The sequence below is a fragment of the Streptomyces sp. CB02261 genome, assembly GCF_001905665.1.
GTDB lineage: Bacteria > Actinomycetota > Actinomycetes > Streptomycetales > Streptomycetaceae > Streptomyces.
Genome location: NZ_LIVX01000005.1, coordinates 175,217 through 191,127, shown reverse-complemented (window position 1 = coordinate 191,127; position 15,911 = coordinate 175,217). Strand labels below are relative to the sequence as shown.

The 15,911-nt window shown below is 73.7% G+C and carries 15 protein-coding genes; 11 read left to right on the top strand and 4 right to left on the bottom strand.

The genetic code is table 11. The features are described 5' to 3' along the window. Positions 1 to 30: 30 nt before the first annotated feature. Entirely contained in the window at positions 31 to 1,074 is a 1,044-nt protein-coding gene (locus AMK29_RS18225; protein WP_073814128.1) for an iron-containing redox enzyme family protein, read from the top strand. A gap of 2 nt (positions 1,075 to 1,076) precedes the next feature. Continuing rightward, on the top strand, positions 1,077 to 1,562 hold the full coding sequence (locus tag AMK29_RS18220; RefSeq protein ID WP_382820383.1) for a flavin reductase family protein: 486 nt from the start codon (positions 1,077 to 1,079) through the stop codon (positions 1,560 to 1,562). Positions 1,563 to 1,639: 77 nt separating this feature from the next. Here the strand turns inward: AMK29_RS18220 and ppk2 are convergent, their stop codons facing one another. Then, entirely contained in the window at positions 1,640 to 2,707 is a 1,068-nt protein-coding gene (ppk2, locus tag AMK29_RS18215) for a polyphosphate kinase 2 (protein WP_079196956.1), read from the bottom strand. Between the two features lie 134 nt (positions 2,708 to 2,841). On the opposite strand from ppk2, the gene AMK29_RS18210 reads away from it, so the two are divergent. After that, on the top strand, positions 2,842 to 3,282 hold the full coding sequence (locus tag AMK29_RS18210) for a VOC family protein (protein WP_073814126.1): 441 nt from the start codon (positions 2,842 to 2,844) through the stop codon (positions 3,280 to 3,282). Between the two features lie 85 nt (positions 3,283 to 3,367). On the opposite strand, the gene AMK29_RS18205 is transcribed toward AMK29_RS18210, so the two are convergent. Further along, on the bottom strand, positions 3,368 to 3,553 hold the full coding sequence (locus tag AMK29_RS18205) for a CsbD family protein (RefSeq protein WP_073814124.1): 186 nt from the start codon (positions 3,551 to 3,553) through the stop codon (positions 3,368 to 3,370). 188 nt (positions 3,554 to 3,741) lie between these two features. Here AMK29_RS18205 and AMK29_RS18200 point away from each other — a divergent pair, with 188 nt between their 5' ends. Further along, the gene (locus AMK29_RS18200; protein ID WP_073814122.1) at positions 3,742 to 4,005 is read left to right on the top strand and encodes a DUF6479 family protein; all 264 of its coding nucleotides are present in this window, start codon (positions 3,742 to 3,744) and stop codon (positions 4,003 to 4,005) included. 43 nt (positions 4,006 to 4,048) lie between these two features. Here AMK29_RS18200 and AMK29_RS18195 read toward each other — a convergent pair whose 3' ends face one another. Beyond that, on the bottom strand, positions 4,049 to 7,714 hold the full coding sequence (locus tag AMK29_RS18195) for a DUF4132 domain-containing protein (protein WP_073814120.1): 3,666 nt from the start codon (positions 7,712 to 7,714) through the stop codon (positions 4,049 to 4,051). Positions 7,715 to 7,910: 196 nt separating this feature from the next. Between AMK29_RS18195 and AMK29_RS18190 the strand changes: the two genes are divergently transcribed. Next, on the top strand, positions 7,911 to 8,840 hold the full coding sequence (locus AMK29_RS18190) for a TIGR03564 family F420-dependent LLM class oxidoreductase (RefSeq protein WP_073814118.1): 930 nt from the start codon (positions 7,911 to 7,913) through the stop codon (positions 8,838 to 8,840). 88 nt (positions 8,841 to 8,928) lie between these two features. On the opposite strand, the gene AMK29_RS18185 is transcribed toward AMK29_RS18190, so the two are convergent. Further along, positions 8,929 to 10,122, bottom strand: a complete 1,194-nt coding sequence (locus AMK29_RS18185) for an MFS transporter (protein WP_073814116.1) — start codon at positions 10,120 to 10,122, stop codon at positions 8,929 to 8,931. A 270-nt stretch (positions 10,123 to 10,392) separates the two neighbouring features. Between AMK29_RS18185 and AMK29_RS18180 the strand changes: the two genes are divergently transcribed. From AMK29_RS18180 to AMK29_RS18155, 6 genes are read left to right on the top strand one after another with little or no spacing between them, the layout of a single operon-like run. Next, a complete protein-coding gene (locus tag AMK29_RS18180; protein WP_073814114.1) occupies positions 10,393 to 12,096 on the top strand; it encodes a sensor histidine kinase in 1,704 nt (567 codons plus the stop codon). Further along, positions 12,093 to 12,494, top strand: a complete 402-nt coding sequence (locus AMK29_RS18175) for a roadblock/LC7 domain-containing protein (protein ID WP_073814112.1) — start codon at positions 12,093 to 12,095, stop codon at positions 12,492 to 12,494. Before AMK29_RS18180 ends, AMK29_RS18175 begins: the two co-directional genes overlap by 4 nt. Then, complete coding sequence (locus tag AMK29_RS18170) at positions 12,491 to 12,844, top strand: DUF742 domain-containing protein (RefSeq protein ID WP_073814110.1); 354 nt, start codon at positions 12,491 to 12,493, stop codon at positions 12,842 to 12,844. The genes AMK29_RS18175 and AMK29_RS18170 overlap by 4 nt, the downstream gene beginning before the upstream one ends. Continuing rightward, complete coding sequence (locus AMK29_RS18165) at positions 12,825 to 13,442, top strand: GTP-binding protein (protein ID WP_073814108.1); 618 nt, start codon at positions 12,825 to 12,827, stop codon at positions 13,440 to 13,442. The genes AMK29_RS18170 and AMK29_RS18165 overlap by 20 nt, the downstream gene beginning before the upstream one ends. Then, a complete protein-coding gene (locus AMK29_RS18160; protein WP_073814106.1) occupies positions 13,439 to 14,668 on the top strand; it encodes a cytochrome P450 in 1,230 nt (409 codons plus the stop codon). Before AMK29_RS18165 ends, AMK29_RS18160 begins: the two co-directional genes overlap by 4 nt. Next, positions 14,665 to 15,909, top strand: a complete 1,245-nt coding sequence (locus AMK29_RS18155; RefSeq protein ID WP_073814104.1) for a cytochrome P450 family protein — start codon at positions 14,665 to 14,667, stop codon at positions 15,907 to 15,909. The genes AMK29_RS18160 and AMK29_RS18155 overlap by 4 nt, the downstream gene beginning before the upstream one ends. The last annotated feature ends 2 nt before the right edge of the window (positions 15,910 to 15,911 follow it).

The following is a 15,911-nucleotide window of genomic DNA, read 5'->3' as shown; positions in this document are numbered from 1 at the left end:
TGCCGTCGCCCCGAGGACAGGAGCCCCCCGATGACCCCGCTCAGCACGAGCACCCCGGAAGCAGCCACCGCGGGCCCCCGCCTCGTCGCGGGGCGCGGTGACCTCTCGGGGGCCGTGGAGAGGGCCCTGAGGACCGGTCGGCCGCCGGCGTACACCGAGGGAAGCATCCGGCGGCTGGACCCCTGGGGCGAGGATCTGCAGCTCGCGCTCTATCTGCTGTACGAACTGCACTACCGGGGCTTCGAGGGGGTCGACGACGCCCGCGAGTGGGATCCGGACCTGCTGCGTCTGCGGCGGGAACTGGAGGAGTGCTTCCTCCACGCGCTGCGCTCCGCGCTCGCCGACGCGCCGCGGTCCGTCGAGGAGGCCTTCGCGCCACTGCTCGTCGAACCGGTCGATCCGGCCGACAGCGTGAGCCGCCTCCTGGAGACGGAGGGCGAGCTCTGGCAGCTGCGCGAGTACGCGGCACTGCGCTCCCTCTACCACCTCAAGGAGGCGGACCCGCACGCCTGGGCCATCCCCCGGCTGACCGGCCGGGCCAAGGCCGCCATGGTGGCCGTCGAGTACGACGAGTTCGGCGCCGGGCACGCCGACCGCATCCACGCGCGGCTCTTCGCGGACCTGATGACCGACCTCGGCCTGGACACGACCTACGGCCACTATCTGGACCACGCCGACGCCCCGCTCCTGGCGACGGTCAACCTCATGTCCCTCTTCGGCCTGCACCGGGCCCTGCGGGGAGCGCTGGTCGGCCACTTCGCCTGTGTCGAGGTCACCTCCTCCCCCGGCTCCCGCAGGCTCGCCAAGGCGATGCGGCGCTGCGACGCGGGGCCGGCCGCCGAGCGCTTCTACCTCGAGCACGTCGAAGCCGACGCCGTCCACGAGCAGATCGTGCGGCGCGAGGTGATCGGCGGACTCCTCGCCGACGAGCCCGCGCTGGAGCCGGACATCGCCTTCGGCTGCGCGGCGACCGTGCTGCTGGAGGACAGGCTCGACGCGCACATCCGCGGCGCCTGGGCGGCGGGCCGCTCGGCGCTGCGCAGCCCGCTGCCGGACGCGGACCCTCGGGTGTGACCGTGGCGGGCGCCGGTGGGTTCGCGGACGTGCTCGACTACCCGATGTACGTGGTGACGACGGCGGCCGGGGACGAGCGGGCGGGCTGCCTGGTGGGGTTCGCCTCGCAGTGTTCGATGGACCCGCCCCGCTTCATGGTGTGGCTCTCCAAGGCCAACCACACGTACCGCGTCGCACGCGATGCCTCCCACCTGGCGGTCCACACCCTGCGGCGCGACCAGCGGGGGACGGCGGAGCTGTTCGGGGGACGGACCGGTGACGACATCGACAAGTTCGGGCGGGTGGAGTGGTCGCCGGGGGTAGGAGCCGTCCCCGTCCTCACCGACTGCTGCGCCTGGCTCGTCGGCCGGATCCTCGAACGTGTCGACGCCGGCGACCACGTCGGTCACCTGCTGGCGCCCGTCGCGGAGAGTCCGCCGGGCCCCGTACGGCCGCCGCTCGTCCGATTCAGCGACGTCATGGACCTCTCCCCCGGCCACCCGGCCTGAGCCGGGCCGGGTCGGTGACCCGGGGAGACCGGGTGGTCCGGGACCGCTCGGCCTCGCCGGGCGGTCCCGGACCGCCGTCACCGGTTACGCGGATGGTCTCCGGGGTGCTCCCCCGGGCCGTCCCGCAGCGGGGCCAGCGGGGTGGGCGACAGGTCCGTCGTCTCCTCACCCGGTTCGAGCAGGGTGTCCGCCGCGCCGACGATGAGGGGATCGGGCGTACCGACCGCCTCCGGGTCCTTGTTCGCGTAGTCGATACGGGCCAGGAGGCTGCGCATGGCCTCCAGCCGGCCCCGCCGCTTGTCGTTGCTCTTGACCACGGTCCACGGTGCGTGCTCGGTGTCCGTCTCCCTGAACATGGCGATCTTGGCCGTCGTGTAGTCGTCCCAGCGGTCCAGCGAGGCGAGGTCGGTGGGTGAGAGTTTCCACTGCCGTACGGGGTCGACCTGGCGGATGGCGAAGCGGGTGCGCTGCTCGGCGCGGGAGACGGAGAACCAGAACTTCACGAGGTGGATGCCGTCCTCGACCAGCATGCGTTCGAACAGGGGGCACTGGTGGAGGAACAGCTCGTACTCCTCGTCCGTGCAGAAGCCCATCACCCGTTCGACCCCCGCCCGGTTGTACCAGGAGCGGTCGAAGAACACGATCTCGCCGGGGCCCGGCAGGGGCGCCACATAGCGCTGGAAGAACCACTGTCCGGCTTCTCGCTCGGTCGGCTTGTCGAGGGCGACGATGCGGGCGCTGCGCGGATTGAGCCGCTCGGTGAAGCGCTGGATGGTGCCGCCCTTGCCGGCCGCGTCCCGGCCCTCGCACAGCACCACGATCCTGGCGCCGGTGTCCCTCGCCCAGCGCTGTAGCTTGAGCAGCTCGATCTGCAGGATCCGCTTCTGCCGCTCGTACTCGGCGCGGCGGACCTTCCGGGTGTACGGATAGTTCTCCCGCCACGTGCGGATGGGGTCGCCCGTGGCGCTGAGCAGCACGGGCTGCTCGGGCCGGCTGGCGTCCACGCTGAGCCCATCGAGCAGATCCTGCTCCCGGGCCAGGGCCTGGTGGTCCTCGACCTCGTCCTCGGCGTCGACCTCGTCCTCGACCTCACCCCCGACCCCGACCCCGACCTCGTCCTCGTTCACTCCGTCGGCACCGTTCATGTCTGTCATCCGTCGCCCCCGCTCCACTCGCTCGCTCGGTCCGACTCCTCGTACCCGTCGACACCGTCGTACTCACCGATCCCGGCTTCATCGCCCCCGGGCTTGGCCGCCGGGGCTCGGGGCAGACGGGACCCATGACTGTGCCCAAAGCTCTCGTCCTCGTCCTCGACTCCACCGACCCGGAATCCCTGGCGCGGTTCTACGCGGCCCTCCTCGGCGCCACCGTGGAGCCCCACGCGGGCGACCCCGACCTGCTGCTCATCTCCGGCGACGCCGGGGCGGTGCTCGGGATCCGCCGTGACCCCGGACAGGCGCCGCCGAGCTGGCCCCGTCCCGAGGACGCCCAGCAGGCCCACCTGGAGATCCTCGTGGCGCCCGACGCCCTCGACGAAGCCGAACGCGAGGCGGTCTCTCTCGGCGCGCGGCCCGTGGCGGCCGTGCGCGACGGCACCCGGACCGACCGGCGGACGGACCTGCGCCGCTACATGGACCCGGCCGGTCACTCGTTCGTGCTGGTCACGGCGGCGGCCCCGGTGCAGGCCGCCCCGCGTCTGCCCCGCCCGCGACAGCCCTGAGCGCGGGCGGGAGCGCGGCACCCCCGCCTCCCGCCGGGGAGGCCGGGGCAGCCGGCGCGGGGGTCGCGACACGCGTCGGGCCTGCCTACTTGTCGCGGTCCAGGGAGTCGCGGACGCCTTCGGCGCGCTCGCGGGCCGAGTCGGCCGCCTCGCGGGCCTTGCCCTTCATCTGGTCCGTCTTGCCCTCCGACTCCATGCGCTTGTTGCCCATGGCCTTTCCAGCGGCCTCCTTGAGCTTGCCCTTCGCCTTCTCCGTGCCCTTGCCTGCCATGATGTGATGCCCCTTTCATGTGGAAATGTTCCAGGTGCCACGCTAGGCAGACTCCACGGATCCCGCCCGTCGACCGGCCTGCCCTCGGTGGGCGTTTGAGGTGGCCGGGACGGGACAGACGCTGAGCGCGTCACAGCGCCCCGTCGGCCGAGCCGCCGGGTGCGTCCCGATCCGCGAGAAAGGCGATCATGATCACTTCCCCCCTGGCGGCCGCGCCCGTCCTCACGCCCGGCCCCGCTCTCGCGTCGGCCGGGTCGAACGCCGTGTGGTTCGCCATCGCCATCGGCGCGGTGGTCGTCCTCCTGCTGCTCGGCGCGTTCTGGTGGGGCAGTCGCCGGGTCGCGCGTCGACGCCGCCCGGTGGGTGACCCGACCCAGGCGGCAGGCCGGGCGGGCCGCGACTCGTGGACCACACCGGACGACGACCCGGACCTGGGCGACTCGCACCGCTGACCTCAGGCACGAAGCGGGTCGGGGGCGGCACGGTGGCGGTTGGTCAGGTCGTGCGCATCGCGGCGCGGAGGCGAGCGCACTCCACCGCCGACCAGAGGACGCCGGTGAGGCCGTCCACCAGCCGGTCGTCCGTGACCTCCGGCAGGAACCGCCGCACCACGTCACCGAGTTCGCCCCAGATCCGCGCCGTGGCGTCCTGCACGCCCCTGACCCCGCTCGGGCTCCGGGCCAGGAAGTCGAGGGCGGTGTGCGTCCCGGGGTCGAGGGCCTTCAGCATCCGCGCGGCCGTGGCCGTGTCCATGGCCCGCAGCCGTACCGAACCTGCCACGTCGCGCGGGTGCAGCACGTGCCACCAGCCCGGCGGCGGGGTGAACGGGGAACCGGCGGCCCACCTCGACCGGCGCAGGCCGAACGCCGTGCGCCCCATGAGCGGCCATGCCGCCACGACGGCGCCGTCCGGGCCGCGCAGCTCGCCGTGCTCCCCGGTGGCGCCGACGACGCGGTGCACCGTACGGGGTGCGTCGTCGCCCGGGACGAGCACCGGCTCCCGCTCGGCCGACCCGGTTGCGGACCGGAGGCGCCGGCTTCCGTCGTAGGGCACCGTCTCGAAGGCGCCGCCCCGCCAGCACAGGCCCGTCGACCAGGGCTTCCGGTGGTCGTACGCCTCGTCCGCCCAGCGGGTGACGAGCCCTGCCGGTCCCACGGCGACCGCTCGGCCACCTCCCGCGAGGAGCAGGGCGTCGCCACCGTCGCGGATCTCCGCCCACTCGCCCCGCTGCCAGGCCGCCCCGTCATCGGGCAGCCCCAGTTCGTCGGGGAGGCCGGCGCGCAGGGTGCGCGCCAGGGCCATGGCCGGGTCGACGGCGAGGATGCGCTCGGCCTCCCCCGCGAAGTGCCGGCCCACCGCCGGGGCGGCGAACGGCTCAAGATCCCGCAGCGCCGCGTGCAGCGGCAGCACTCCGCCGTCCGTGGCCCGGCGGCCGTGCTCACCGAGGAACCCGGCGACGAACGCACGCAGGCCCGGCCGGGTGGCGAGCGTCTTGAGGCGTCCCGGGTCCCCCGTCAGCGGGTGGGGCGGCCGGTGGCCGACCGCCAGGGCGTCCGTCGGGTCGGACAGACCCGCCAGCAGTCGGGGGGCGAACCGCTCGTCCCTGGTGACGTGCGGCAGGTCGTCACCCTTCGCCCGGCCGAGCCAGCCCAGGAAGCCGAGCGGCGTGGTCTCGTCGGCGTCGACCGGAACGCCCGCCGCCAACAGGGCGTCGAGCAGACCCAGATCGACGCACCGGTCCCGTGCCGACGCGTGGGAGTCCGGCATCCGCAGCGACGGGAGCGCGCGGTGGGTGACACCTGCGGCACGCAGCCGGGCGGCGGCCCCGGCGAGCAGCTGGTCGAGCCCCTCGACCGGCGCCCGCAGCCCTCGGTAGCGCTGCGCGAAGCGGTTCAGCCAGTCCCGGACGTCTTCCACGCCGACGGCGGGTTCCGCGGCGGTGGCAGGTCGCGACGCGACGCAAAGGACTTCTGCGGTCTCTCCGGTCGCTCCCAGCTCTCCCGTGGCTCCGGACTCTCCCGCCGCTCCGAGCTCTCCCGCCGCTCCGGACTCTCCCGTGACTCCGGACTCTCCTGCCTCTCCAGGCTCTCCCGCCGCCCCGGTGAGCAGCGTGTCCGCTCCTGTCAGCCTCAGCAGCCTCACCCAGCCGGCCGCGGTCTCGGTGAGCGCGGCCCGGCCGGTGCCGACGGGTGCGGCCGTCAGTCCGAGCAGGGCCTTCCGCGTGACCCGGCCCTCGGCGAGGAGCGCCAGCAGGACGGGAGTCCATCCGTCCCAGACGTGCGTCGGGGCGTCGTCCATGCCGCCGTGGGCGAGGAGGCCCACGAGGAGCCGCCGGTGCTCCTCGTCCACGGGCGCAGTGCCCTGCGTGAAGTCGAGGAGAACGCCCGCGAACTCGGGCCGGGACGGCAGTGCGGCACGGTGCCAGGCCAGGACCAGGCGCCGGTGGTGGGCGGCGGCGAGCGGGGCCGGAGCGCGGGCGATCAGGGCGTCGCGGTGGGCGGCGAGGGCACGGTTGGAGACGGCGCCCACCGCCGCGCTCGCGACGAACGACTCGATCACGGCGTCCTCGTCGACGGCGTGGCCGCTGGTGTTCTCGACCTCGCGGGCTCGCGCGAACAGCGGTTGCGCCATGGCGGGGCTGCCCGCGCCGGCGACGATCCGGGCGCCTTCGTCCAGTACGGCCGTCATCAGCCGCGGCGCCTGCTTCTCCAGCGGGGCGACGGCCGTCTCCAGCGCCTTGGCCGCGCGGCCCGGCTTGGTGGCCGCGGTCGTGGCGCAGGCGCGGAGGACCCCCAGCAGGCCGATCGCACGGTGGACGGCGGAGGGTTCGGCGCGGGACACACGGGCGAGGAAGCCCAGCGGGGTGGGCCTGACCCGGCCCACGACCTCGCGTCCCTCCCCGTGGTCGGGGACGGGGGTGAGGCCGAGCGCGCGGGCCACGGTGTCCTCGGCGTCGGCGGCATGCCCGGGCACCAGCCGGACGAGACAGGCCTCGTCGTCCAGCGCGGCCCACGTGTACCGGCACACGGTGAGGACGTCCTCGTCGTCGGCGCCGGGCGAGGTGCCGGGGGCCACGGCGCCCGCGTCGAGCAGCTCCCTCTCTCCCCAGACCTCCGGCGTCGCCCCGGGCGCGGCGTCCGGCTCCTCGGCTCCGCCGGTGTTCTCGGCGCAGCGGATGAGGAACCGCTGGTAGGCGGCGGACGCGTCGGGGCGTTCCTCCTGGCGGTAGCCGCCGTCGCGGGAGTCGTAGAGGTGTGCGGCGGCCCGCGTCCCCTCGGACCAGGCGACGGGCGGGATGTCGTCGTACGCTCCCGGCCCTTCGCGGCGCCGGTCGTGGTGGCCCCAGCGGACGTCGTTCATGAGCGTGCCCGACAGGGGGCCCTGCCAGCGCAGGTCGATGCGCATGGCGTGCCGCACGGGACCGGCATGCAGGTCGAAGTGGGCGGTCTCCCCCCGGATGCGGCCGCCGAACCGGGACACGGCCCGCTCGAAGCGGGCCCCGCTGTCGAACTCGGCGCCGTCGAAGGCGTCCACCCCGCGCCACGGGTGCCGTGCCACGGGTGCCGCCCGGGGCCGCCACCACACGGTCCGGTGCAGCTGCTCCACTCCCTGCTCGCCGCCGTACGTGTCGAGGAGTCGGCGCCAGCGTTCCAACCTCCCTCGCCCGTTCGGATCGAGCAGGACGGGATGCGGGACCGTCACCAGGGGTACGTGGAGGATCAGTTCGCCCTCGGGGGAGACGACGCGCAGTCCGTCGGGCGTACCGGGTCCGGCGTCGACGAGCAGTCCGGCGCGGGTCACGTCGGCCGAGCCGTCCGGCTCGTAGGGCGCGACGACCAGGTGGCGCAGCGCGCGCTGCCAGTAGGGGTCGGGCCAGACGGCGCGCAGCAGGCGGGTGGGGACGGGCAGGGAGCGGGTCATCCACCGTTCGGCCTCGGCGGCGGCGCGTGCGGTGTGGTCGGCCAGCCAGTCGGCGAGGGCGAGCAGCGGCTCGGCCCGCTCGTCCTTGCGCGCCTGCGCGGGGACCTTCTTGAGGACCTTGCCCGACGCGTTCCTGCAGATCAGCGCAGGACGTGGTTCCGCGTACGCGTCGAGTGCCAGCTCGTAGGCCGGGCCTCCCGCGCCGTCCTGCCCGGTGCCGTCGATCGCGACCCAGTCCATCCTGTCCCCCGTGCCCTGCGTGTCGTTCCGTCGAGCGTGCGACGGCGTGTCACACCGTCGTGATCACTCTAGGCGGGCCCACCGACAGGGCCCGCGTGTCCGTGGTGCGGTGCGGCCGGTGGGGGCGACGCGCTCGCCACATGGTTGTCACACACGGTTCGGAATGCCGCCCGTGTGCGCGCCCGTTGACGCCGACATGACTATCGGTGTGACGCTGAGTACGACCTCCCGCCGGCTACCGATCGACGCGACCGTGCGGCTGGCACGGGAGGCCCGGGACGCCGGACTGACCTCCGGATGGTTCGGGCAGAGCTTCGCGTACGACTCCCCCCAGCTGGCCGCGATCGTCGGACGGGAGGTCCCCGGGCTTCAGGTGGGCACGTCCGCGATCCCCGTCTTCGGCCGCCATCCGCTGGTGGTCTCCGGCCAGGCACAGACGGCCCAGGCGGCGACCGGCGGCCGCTTCCACCTGGGGATCGCGCTCGGGACACGGCACCTCACCGAGAACGGCTTCGGGATCCCGTACGAGCGTCCCGTCGCGCTGCTCCGGGAGTTCCTCAGCGCGCTGCGGCCCCTGCTCGCGACGGGGCAGGCCGACTTCCAGGGCGAGCTGCTGACCGCGCGGACCCCGCTGCCGGCGGCGGTGCCCGGCGGCGCGGAACCGCCCGTACCGCTGCTCGTCGCCGCCATGGGACCGCAGACCCTCCGGGTCAGCGGTGAACTCGCCGACGGGATCCTTCCGTTCCTGGCGGGTCCGCGGGCTCTCGCCGAGCACATCGTCCCGGCCGTCACGGCCGCTGCGGAGGCGGCGGGCCGGCCGGCACCGAGGATCGTGGCGCTGGTCCCGGCTGTCGTGACCGCCGAGGCCGAGAAAATCCGGGAGGCCGCCGCCGCGGCGCTGGCGCTGTACGACGACATCCCCTCGTACCGGCGGGTGGTCGGTCTGTCCGGCGGCGCACGGGCCGCCGACCTGGCCGTGATCGGCGACGAGGAGCTCGTGGCCGCGGAGATACGGCGCTACCGCGAGGCGGGGGCGACGGAGGTGGTGGTCACGGCGACCGACCTCGGCGGTGAGGCCGACCGGCGCCGGACCTGGGCGCTGCTCGGCGGGCTGGCCGGCGCCTAGGTGTATCGACCCGCAGCGTTGTTGACGCGGGTCAACACACCTGGGCCGTGGTCGGAAAGGAGCGCCGTCCGCCCGGAGGCCGCCCCCGTCAGGGTGCCCGTACGGCGCCCGGTCGGCGGAGCAGATAGACGGCGGCGGCGGCCACCAGCGTCAGCATGCAGGCGATGAAGACGAGCCCCGCCCCTTCGAGTCCGAGCGGATCGGCCAGGAGTCCGACGCCGATGACGGGGATCGAGATGCCGGTGTACGCGACCACGAACAGCGTCGAGATCACCGCCGCGCGCCGGTCGCCGGGGGCCGCCGCGGCGACGGAGGAGAGCGCCGCGCGGAAGGCGAGGCCCTGTCCGACGCCGCCGACGACGGCGGCGAGGACGATGAGGACCAGGAGGTCGGTGTAGAGGGCCGACCCGAGGAGGACGAGCCCGGCGAAGAGCACGGCGCAGCCCAGGGAGAGGGAGCGCGCCACGCCGACGCGGTCGACGGCCAGTTGTCCTGCGGTGGAGGCGAAGAAGGCCAGTGCGACGACCAGTCCGCTCACGGCGTGGTTGTCCACGTTCAGGTAGCGGGCGAGGAACGCGGGGCTGACCGAGGTGAACACGCCGAACAGCGCGAATCCCACGAAGCAGGCGATCGCCGCGGGGACGAACGCCGCTCTCACCTGGGGCGGCAGGGCGGGCCGCCGCGGCCGTACGGCCGAGAGGGGCCGGCGTTCCCGCACCGTCTCGGGGAGCCACAGCAGCACGACGGCGGACAGGACCACCAGGGCGAGGTGGACGGCGAACGGCAGCAGCAGCGGTTCGGGGGCGTACTCCGCGAGCAGGCCGGCGAGCAGGGGTCCGCACCCCAGGCCGCCCATGTTGGCGGCCGTGGCCACGAAGGTCGCCCGGGACCGGCCGCCGGACGGGGCAAGCTCCATCACGTAGGCGGTGGCGGCCCCGGTGAACAGGCCGGCCGAGAGGCCCGACAGCAGCCGGCCCGCGTACAGCCAGGCCAGACCGTCGGCGCACAGGAAGCAGACGGCGCTCGCCGCCGCGAACCCCAGGCCCCAGGCGAGCGCGGGCCGCCTGCCGACGGTGTCCGAGGCGTTGCCGGCGAGGAGGAGGACGCCGATGACCCCGAAGGCGTAGACGGCGTACACGACGGTCACGGTCAGCTCGGAGAACCCGAACTTCTCCTGGTAGAGGGGGTAGAGCGGCGTCGGCAGCGTGGTGCCGGCCATACAGACGACGAACACCGCGCCGGCGAGCAGACACCGGAGCCAACCCTGACGGTCATCTTCCATGCCGCCGACCGTAAGCCCGCGGACCGCCGATCGGCCGTCACGAACTGCGGCAGCGGGAGGACGTCACCCCGTCTGCCGGGCCGGACGGGCGTCGAACTGAGTACCGGTCAGAGACCGTATGAATTGTGACTTTCCTCTGCGCAAGCCTGGCAGATTCCTTCACCTTGTACATACCAATCCGCTCAAGGGCGTTCCGAACTGATCAAGATCGCCTCTATAGTTCCGTCGTTCAACCTTCTTCCCCCGTGACTGCTCCCGAGAGTCTGGTTGATGTCGGCCTCCCCCACCCCGTTCCGTCCCGCCCTGATCGCCGCGCTGCTGACCGCCGCGGCGAGTGGCGCACTCGCCGCGGCGGCCACGACCGCGGCTCCGGCCGGGGTACGCCCCGCGCTCGGCTGGTTCGCCGTCTGCGGCGCCCTGCTGCTGTCCGCGGCGGCCTTCTCCGTCACCTGGTACGCGCGCGTCGCCCGGGCCCTCGGACGGCGTGCCGAGGTCCTCTCCGCCGAACTCGCCTCCCGTGACGCCTACGTCAGCCGGTTCAAGGCCACCGCGGAGCGGGAGGCGGCAGAGCTGAAGGAGCGTCACGAAGCCGAGGCCGCCGACCACGCGGCGAGAGCGGAGGAGCTCGTCCGGGCCCACCGGGCCGAGGCGGAGGAGCTCGTCCGGGCCCACCGGGCCGAGGCGGCCCGGCTCGCCGAGGAGCGGACCGCCGACCTCGAACGGCTCGAAGGCCGGCTGCGCCGTGCGGAGTCGGCCCGCTCCGCCGCCATGGCCGCCGCCGCCAACGCGGCCGGACGCATGCAGGCACTGGCCACGAGCATGATGGCCGACCTGCGGGAGATGGAGCACCGGCACGCCGACGAGGACGTGCTCACCGACCTGCTCCACCTCGACCACCGCACCGCCCAGGCGGGCCGGCTCGCCGACTCCGTCGCGGTGCTGACCGGAGCCCGCTCCGGCCGGCGCTGGGCGCGCCCGATCGTCATGGAGTCGATCCTGCGCGGCGCCATGGGCCGGATCGGCGGCTACCAGCGGGTGCGGCTGCACTCCGGCAGCGACGCGGCGGTCGCCGGACACGCCGCCGAGGGCGTCATGCACGCGTTGGCCGAACTCCTCGACAACGCCGCGAACTTCTCCCCGCCGAGCGCCGAGGTGCACGTCTACGTGGAGGAGGTGCCGGCCGGCATCGTCATCACCGTCGAGGACAGCGGTCTGGCCATGAGCGACGTGCAGCTGAGGCGCGCCGAGGCCGCCGTCGGTTCGGCGGCCCATGACCTCGCCGGCCTCTCCGGGACCCGCCTCGGCCTCCATGTGGTGGGCCGCCTTGCGCGCAAGCACGGCATGACCGTGTCCTTCCGCCCGTCCGCGCGCGGAGGCACCGGGGCCCTGCTGATGCTGCCTCAGGAGCTGATCAGCCATGTCACCGCGGAGCCGGCCGGGACGTCCGGCGAGCCGCCGCTTCCCGTGTCGGGCCGCGGCGTGACCTCGCCCGCCCCGGACCGCATGCCCGCCGCACCGCCCGCCGTCACCCCGGCCGCTCCGGCCGTCCCCCGCCCACCCGAGCCCGAGACCGTGCACGAGTCGGCCGGAGGCGCGGCGGAGGCGGAGGCCGACGGGATCGTCCTGCCGCGCCGTCGCCGGGGTGAGACCCTGGCCTCGCAGCTCAAGAACGCCGAGGCACCCTCGCCCTCCCGCCCGGCGGCCCCGCGCACCGGTACCTCGTCCGGGACCACGCCGCGCTTCGGCAGCTTCCAGCGGGCCGTACGCGCGGCCGGCGCCGCGCCGGCGGGCGGCCCCGGGACGGCCGGCGCCCGTTCCGACGGAGCCGCACCCGACCCCTCCGGCTCCCCCGGGCCGGCGACCGACGACCTCCCGGCCGGCACACCCGTACCGGCCGACCCCCAGGACCCGACGAGCGCGCCGCGTCCGTCGCAGTCCTCGAACCCCCTGTATTCGGAAGGCAATCCGCGATGACCGGCACCACCACCGACGAGAAGCTCAGCTGGCTCCTGGAGGGCCTGCTGGAACGCACCCCGGCCACCCGTCACGCGCTGGTGCTCTCCCGTGACGGCCTCAAGCTCTGCCGTACCTCCGGGCTCACCGTGGACCAGGCCGACCAGCTCGCCGCCATCGCCGCGGGCATCCAGAGCCTGTCGCACGGCGCCTCCGTCGAGTTCGGCGACGGCAGCGGCGGGGTCCGTTCCGCGATGACCGAGTTCTACGGCGGCATCCTGTTCATCGTGGAGGCCGGGGACGGGGCCCACCTCGCCCTGGTCGCCGACGAGGACGCCGACGCCGGACTCGTCGGCCACAACATGGCGGAGCTGGTCGAGCAGCTGGGCGAGCACCTCGTCGCCAGGCCCCGGGGATGAGCCGGGTCAGGCCGGGTCGGGACGACTCCCCCGACCGCCTCTACACGGTGACCGGCGGTCGCAGCCGTGCCGGATCCGACGCCTTCGACGTGGTGACGCTGGTGGTCGCCGAGAGCGACCCCGTCCCCGGCATGCAGTCCGAGCACGCCGCGATCCTGCGCATGTGCCGCTTCCCCACGGCCGTGGTGGAAGTGGCGTCCGGGCTCGGCCTGCCCGTGTCGATCACACGGATCCTGCTGGCCGACCTGCACGCCACCGGCCGGATCAGCGCGCGTCATCCCCGCCCCGCGTACCGCCTTCCCGATCACGACATCCTGGAGCAGGTGCTCGTTGGACTCCGTAGCCTCTGAACAGCGCCAGACCCTGCACAGCACCGCCGACAACGGTCTGAAGATCGTCGTCGTCGGCGGGTTCGGAGTCGGCAAGACCACCCTGGTCCGCTCGGTCAGCGAGATCCGTCCGCTGAACACCGAGGAGACGATGACGCAGGCGGGCGAGCACGTCGACGACACCGACGGCGTCGCCGCGAAGACGGCCACCACCGTCGCGTTCGACTTCGGCCGGATCTCGCTCGACGCCCACAACGTCCTCTACCTGTTCGGCGCCCCCGGCCAGGAGAGGTTCTGGTTCCTGTGGGACCGGCTCTTCTCGGGGACGCTCGGTGCCGTCGTGCTCGTCGACACCCGGCGGCTCGCCGACTCCTGGTACGCCGTCGACCGGCTCGAACACCACGGCACCCCGTTCGTCGTCGCCTGCAACGACTTCGGCGGACCCGCCCACACCCCCGCCCAGATCCGCGAGGCCCTCGACCTCGCCGACGGGGTTCCGCTGGTCTTCTGCGACGCACGGTCGCGCGAGTCCAGCAAGCAGGTCCTCATCACGCTCGTCGAGCACCTGCAGACCCTCGTCGCCCCGGACCCGCAGCCGATACCGGAGCCCACCCCGTGACCCACCCCGAGCCCCAGCCCGTCCCGCTGAGCGGCCCCCGGTTCCAGACCGACCCCGTCGAGCTGTACCGGCGGATACGGCGCGAGCACGGCGCCGTCGCCCCCGTCCTCCTCGACGGGGACGTGCCCGCCTGGCTGGTCCTGGGCTATCGCGAACTGCACCAGGTCACCAGCGATCCGGTCCTCTTCTCGCGCGACTCCGAGCTGTGGAACCAGTGGGACGCCATCCCGGCGGACTGGCCGCTGCTGCCCATGATCGGCCGCAGGCAGCCGTCCATCCTCTACACCGTCGGCGAGCGGCACCGCGAGCGCGCCGGGGTCATCTCCGACGCCCTGGAGGCCGTCGACCCCTTCGTCCTCAAGGAACGCGCCGAACGCTTCGCCGACGAACTCATCGACGCCCTCTGCGGCAAGGGCTCCTGCGACATCATCGCCGAGTACGCGATGCTGCTGCCGGTACGGGTCCTCGCCAGCGTCTACGGCTTCGCCGACGAGCAGGGGCCCGGCCTGGTCACCGCACTCAACGACATGATCAACGGTCAGGAGGGCGCGCTCGAGGGCCAGCGCCATCTGGCCGAGTCCATGTTCGCACTGCTCACGGCCAAGGCGGAGGCGCCGGGCGACGACGTCGCCTCGCGGATGATCGCCAACACGGCCGGGTTCACCGTCGAGGAGGTCGCCCAGGACCTCATGGTGATGATGGCGGCCGGGCACCAGCCCACCGCCGACTGGATCGGCAACTCGCTGCGCCTGATGCTCACCGACGACCGGTTCGCCGCCTCCCTCTCCGGCGGCCGGCACAGCGTCGGCGAGGCGATGAACGAGGTCCTGTGGGAGGACACCCCCACCCAGAACGTCGCCGGACGGTGGGCCTCGCGCGACACCCGCCTCGGCGGCCGCCGGATCGACCGCGGTGACCTGCTCCTGCTCGGTCTCGCCGCCGCCAACTCCGACCCGCACGTCCGGGCCGACTCCGGCGCCTTCACCGGCGGCAACAACGCCCACCTCTCCTTCGGACACGGCGAGCACCGCTGCCCCTTCCCGGCCCAGGAGGTCGCCGAGACCATCGCCCGGACGGGGATCGAGGTGCTGCTCGACCGGCTGCCGGACGTGGACCTCGCGGTGGCGGAGGACGCCCTCAGCCGCCGCCCGTCCCCCTGGCTGCGGGGCCTCACCGCGCTCCCCGTGACCTACACCCCGACCCCCGCCCTTGGAGCCTTCGCATGAGCTGCCCGTACGACCACACCGCCGCACCCGCCTCCGATGTGATCACCCTCGACCCGTTCGTCGGTGACCTCGACGGCGAGAGCGCCCGACTGCGCGAGGCCGGTCCGCTGGCCCGTGTCGTCCTGCCCGGCGGGGTGCCCTGCTGGGCCGTCACCCGGCACGCCGAGGCGCGCAAGCTGCTCACCGACTCCCGCCTGGTCAAGGACATCGACGTGTGGGGGGCCTGGCAGCGCGGCGAGATACCGCTCGACTGGCCGCTGATCGGCCTCGCCAACCCCGGGAAGTCCATGCTGACCGTGGACGGCGACGAGCACCGGCGGCTGCGCGCGCTGGTCGCGCAGGCGCTCACGGCACGCCGGGTGGAACGGCTCCGCGCGGGCATCGAGGCGCTCACCGAGGGCATGCTGGACCGGCTGGCGGAGCGCCCGGCCGGCGAGGTCGTGGACCTGAAGGCGGAGTTCGCGTACCCGCTGCCGATGAACGTGGTCAGCGAGCTGATGGGGGTCGACGCGGCCGACCACCCGCGGATGAAGACGCTGTTCGACAAGTTCTTCTCGACGCAGACTCCGCCCGAGGAGGTGCCGCAGATGATGGCGGACCTGGGCGCCCTGTTCGCCGGGATCGTCGCGGGCAAGAAGGAGCGGCCCGGTGACGACCTCACGAGCGCGCTGATCGAGGCGTCGGAGGACGGCGACCGGCTCTCCACGGAGGAGATCACCAACACCCTGCAGCTGATGGTGGCGGCCGGGCACGAGACGACCATCAGCCTGATCGTGAACGCCGTCGTCGCCCTGGAGAGCCACCCCGAGCAGCGCGCCCTCGTGCTCAAGGGCGAGGTGCCGTGGGAGAACGTCATCGAGGAGACGCTGCGCTGGTCGACGCCGACCTCGCACGTGCTGATCCGGTTCGCGGCCGAGGACATCGAGGTCGGCGACCGGGTGCTGCCCAAGGGCGAGGCCCTGATCGTGTCGTTCGGAGCGATCGGGCGGGACGAGGCGCAGCACGGTCCGACGGCCGGAGACTTCGACGTGACCCGTACGCCGAACCGCCACATCTCCTTCGGTCACGGTCCGCACGTGTGCCCGGGAGCGGCACTGTCCCGGCTGGAGGCGTCGGTGGCGCTGCCCGCCCTCTACAAGCGTTTCCCCGAACTCCGTCTGGCCGTGCCGCGCGAGGAGCTGCGGAACAAGCCGGTCGTCACCCAGAACGACCTCTTCGACCTGCCGGTCCTCCTGGCCTGAAC

Bases quoted from the DNA above. Each gene is read 5' to 3' on its own strand.
- AMK29_RS18195 (WP_073814120.1), bottom strand. From the start codon at position 7,714: ATGGACTGGGTCGCGATCGACGGCACCGGGCAGGACGGCGCGGGAGGC.
- AMK29_RS18200 (WP_073814122.1), top strand. From the start codon at position 3,742: ATGATCACTTCCCCCCTGGCGGCCGCGCCCGTCCTCACGCCCGGCCCC.
- AMK29_RS18175 (WP_073814112.1), top strand. From the start codon at position 12,093: ATGACCGGCACCACCACCGACGAGAAGCTCAGCTGGCTCCTGGAGGGC.
- AMK29_RS18225 (WP_073814128.1), top strand. From the start codon at position 31: ATGACCCCGCTCAGCACGAGCACCCCGGAAGCAGCCACCGCGGGCCCC.
- AMK29_RS18180 (WP_073814114.1), top strand. From the start codon at position 10,393: ATGTCGGCCTCCCCCACCCCGTTCCGTCCCGCCCTGATCGCCGCGCTG.
- AMK29_RS18210 (WP_073814126.1), top strand. From the start codon at position 2,842: ATGACTGTGCCCAAAGCTCTCGTCCTCGTCCTCGACTCCACCGACCCG.
- AMK29_RS18190 (WP_073814118.1), top strand. From the start codon at position 7,911: ATGACTATCGGTGTGACGCTGAGTACGACCTCCCGCCGGCTACCGATC.
- AMK29_RS18170 (WP_073814110.1), top strand. From the start codon at position 12,491: ATGAGCCGGGTCAGGCCGGGTCGGGACGACTCCCCCGACCGCCTCTAC.
- AMK29_RS18155 (WP_073814104.1), top strand. From the start codon at position 14,665: ATGAGCTGCCCGTACGACCACACCGCCGCACCCGCCTCCGATGTGATC.
- ppk2 (WP_079196956.1), bottom strand. From the start codon at position 2,707: ATGAACGGTGCCGACGGAGTGAACGAGGACGAGGTCGGGGTCGGGGTC.
- AMK29_RS18185 (WP_073814116.1), bottom strand. From the start codon at position 10,122: ATGGAAGATGACCGTCAGGGTTGGCTCCGGTGTCTGCTCGCCGGCGCG.
- AMK29_RS18205 (WP_073814124.1), bottom strand. From the start codon at position 3,553: ATGGCAGGCAAGGGCACGGAGAAGGCGAAGGGCAAGCTCAAGGAGGCC.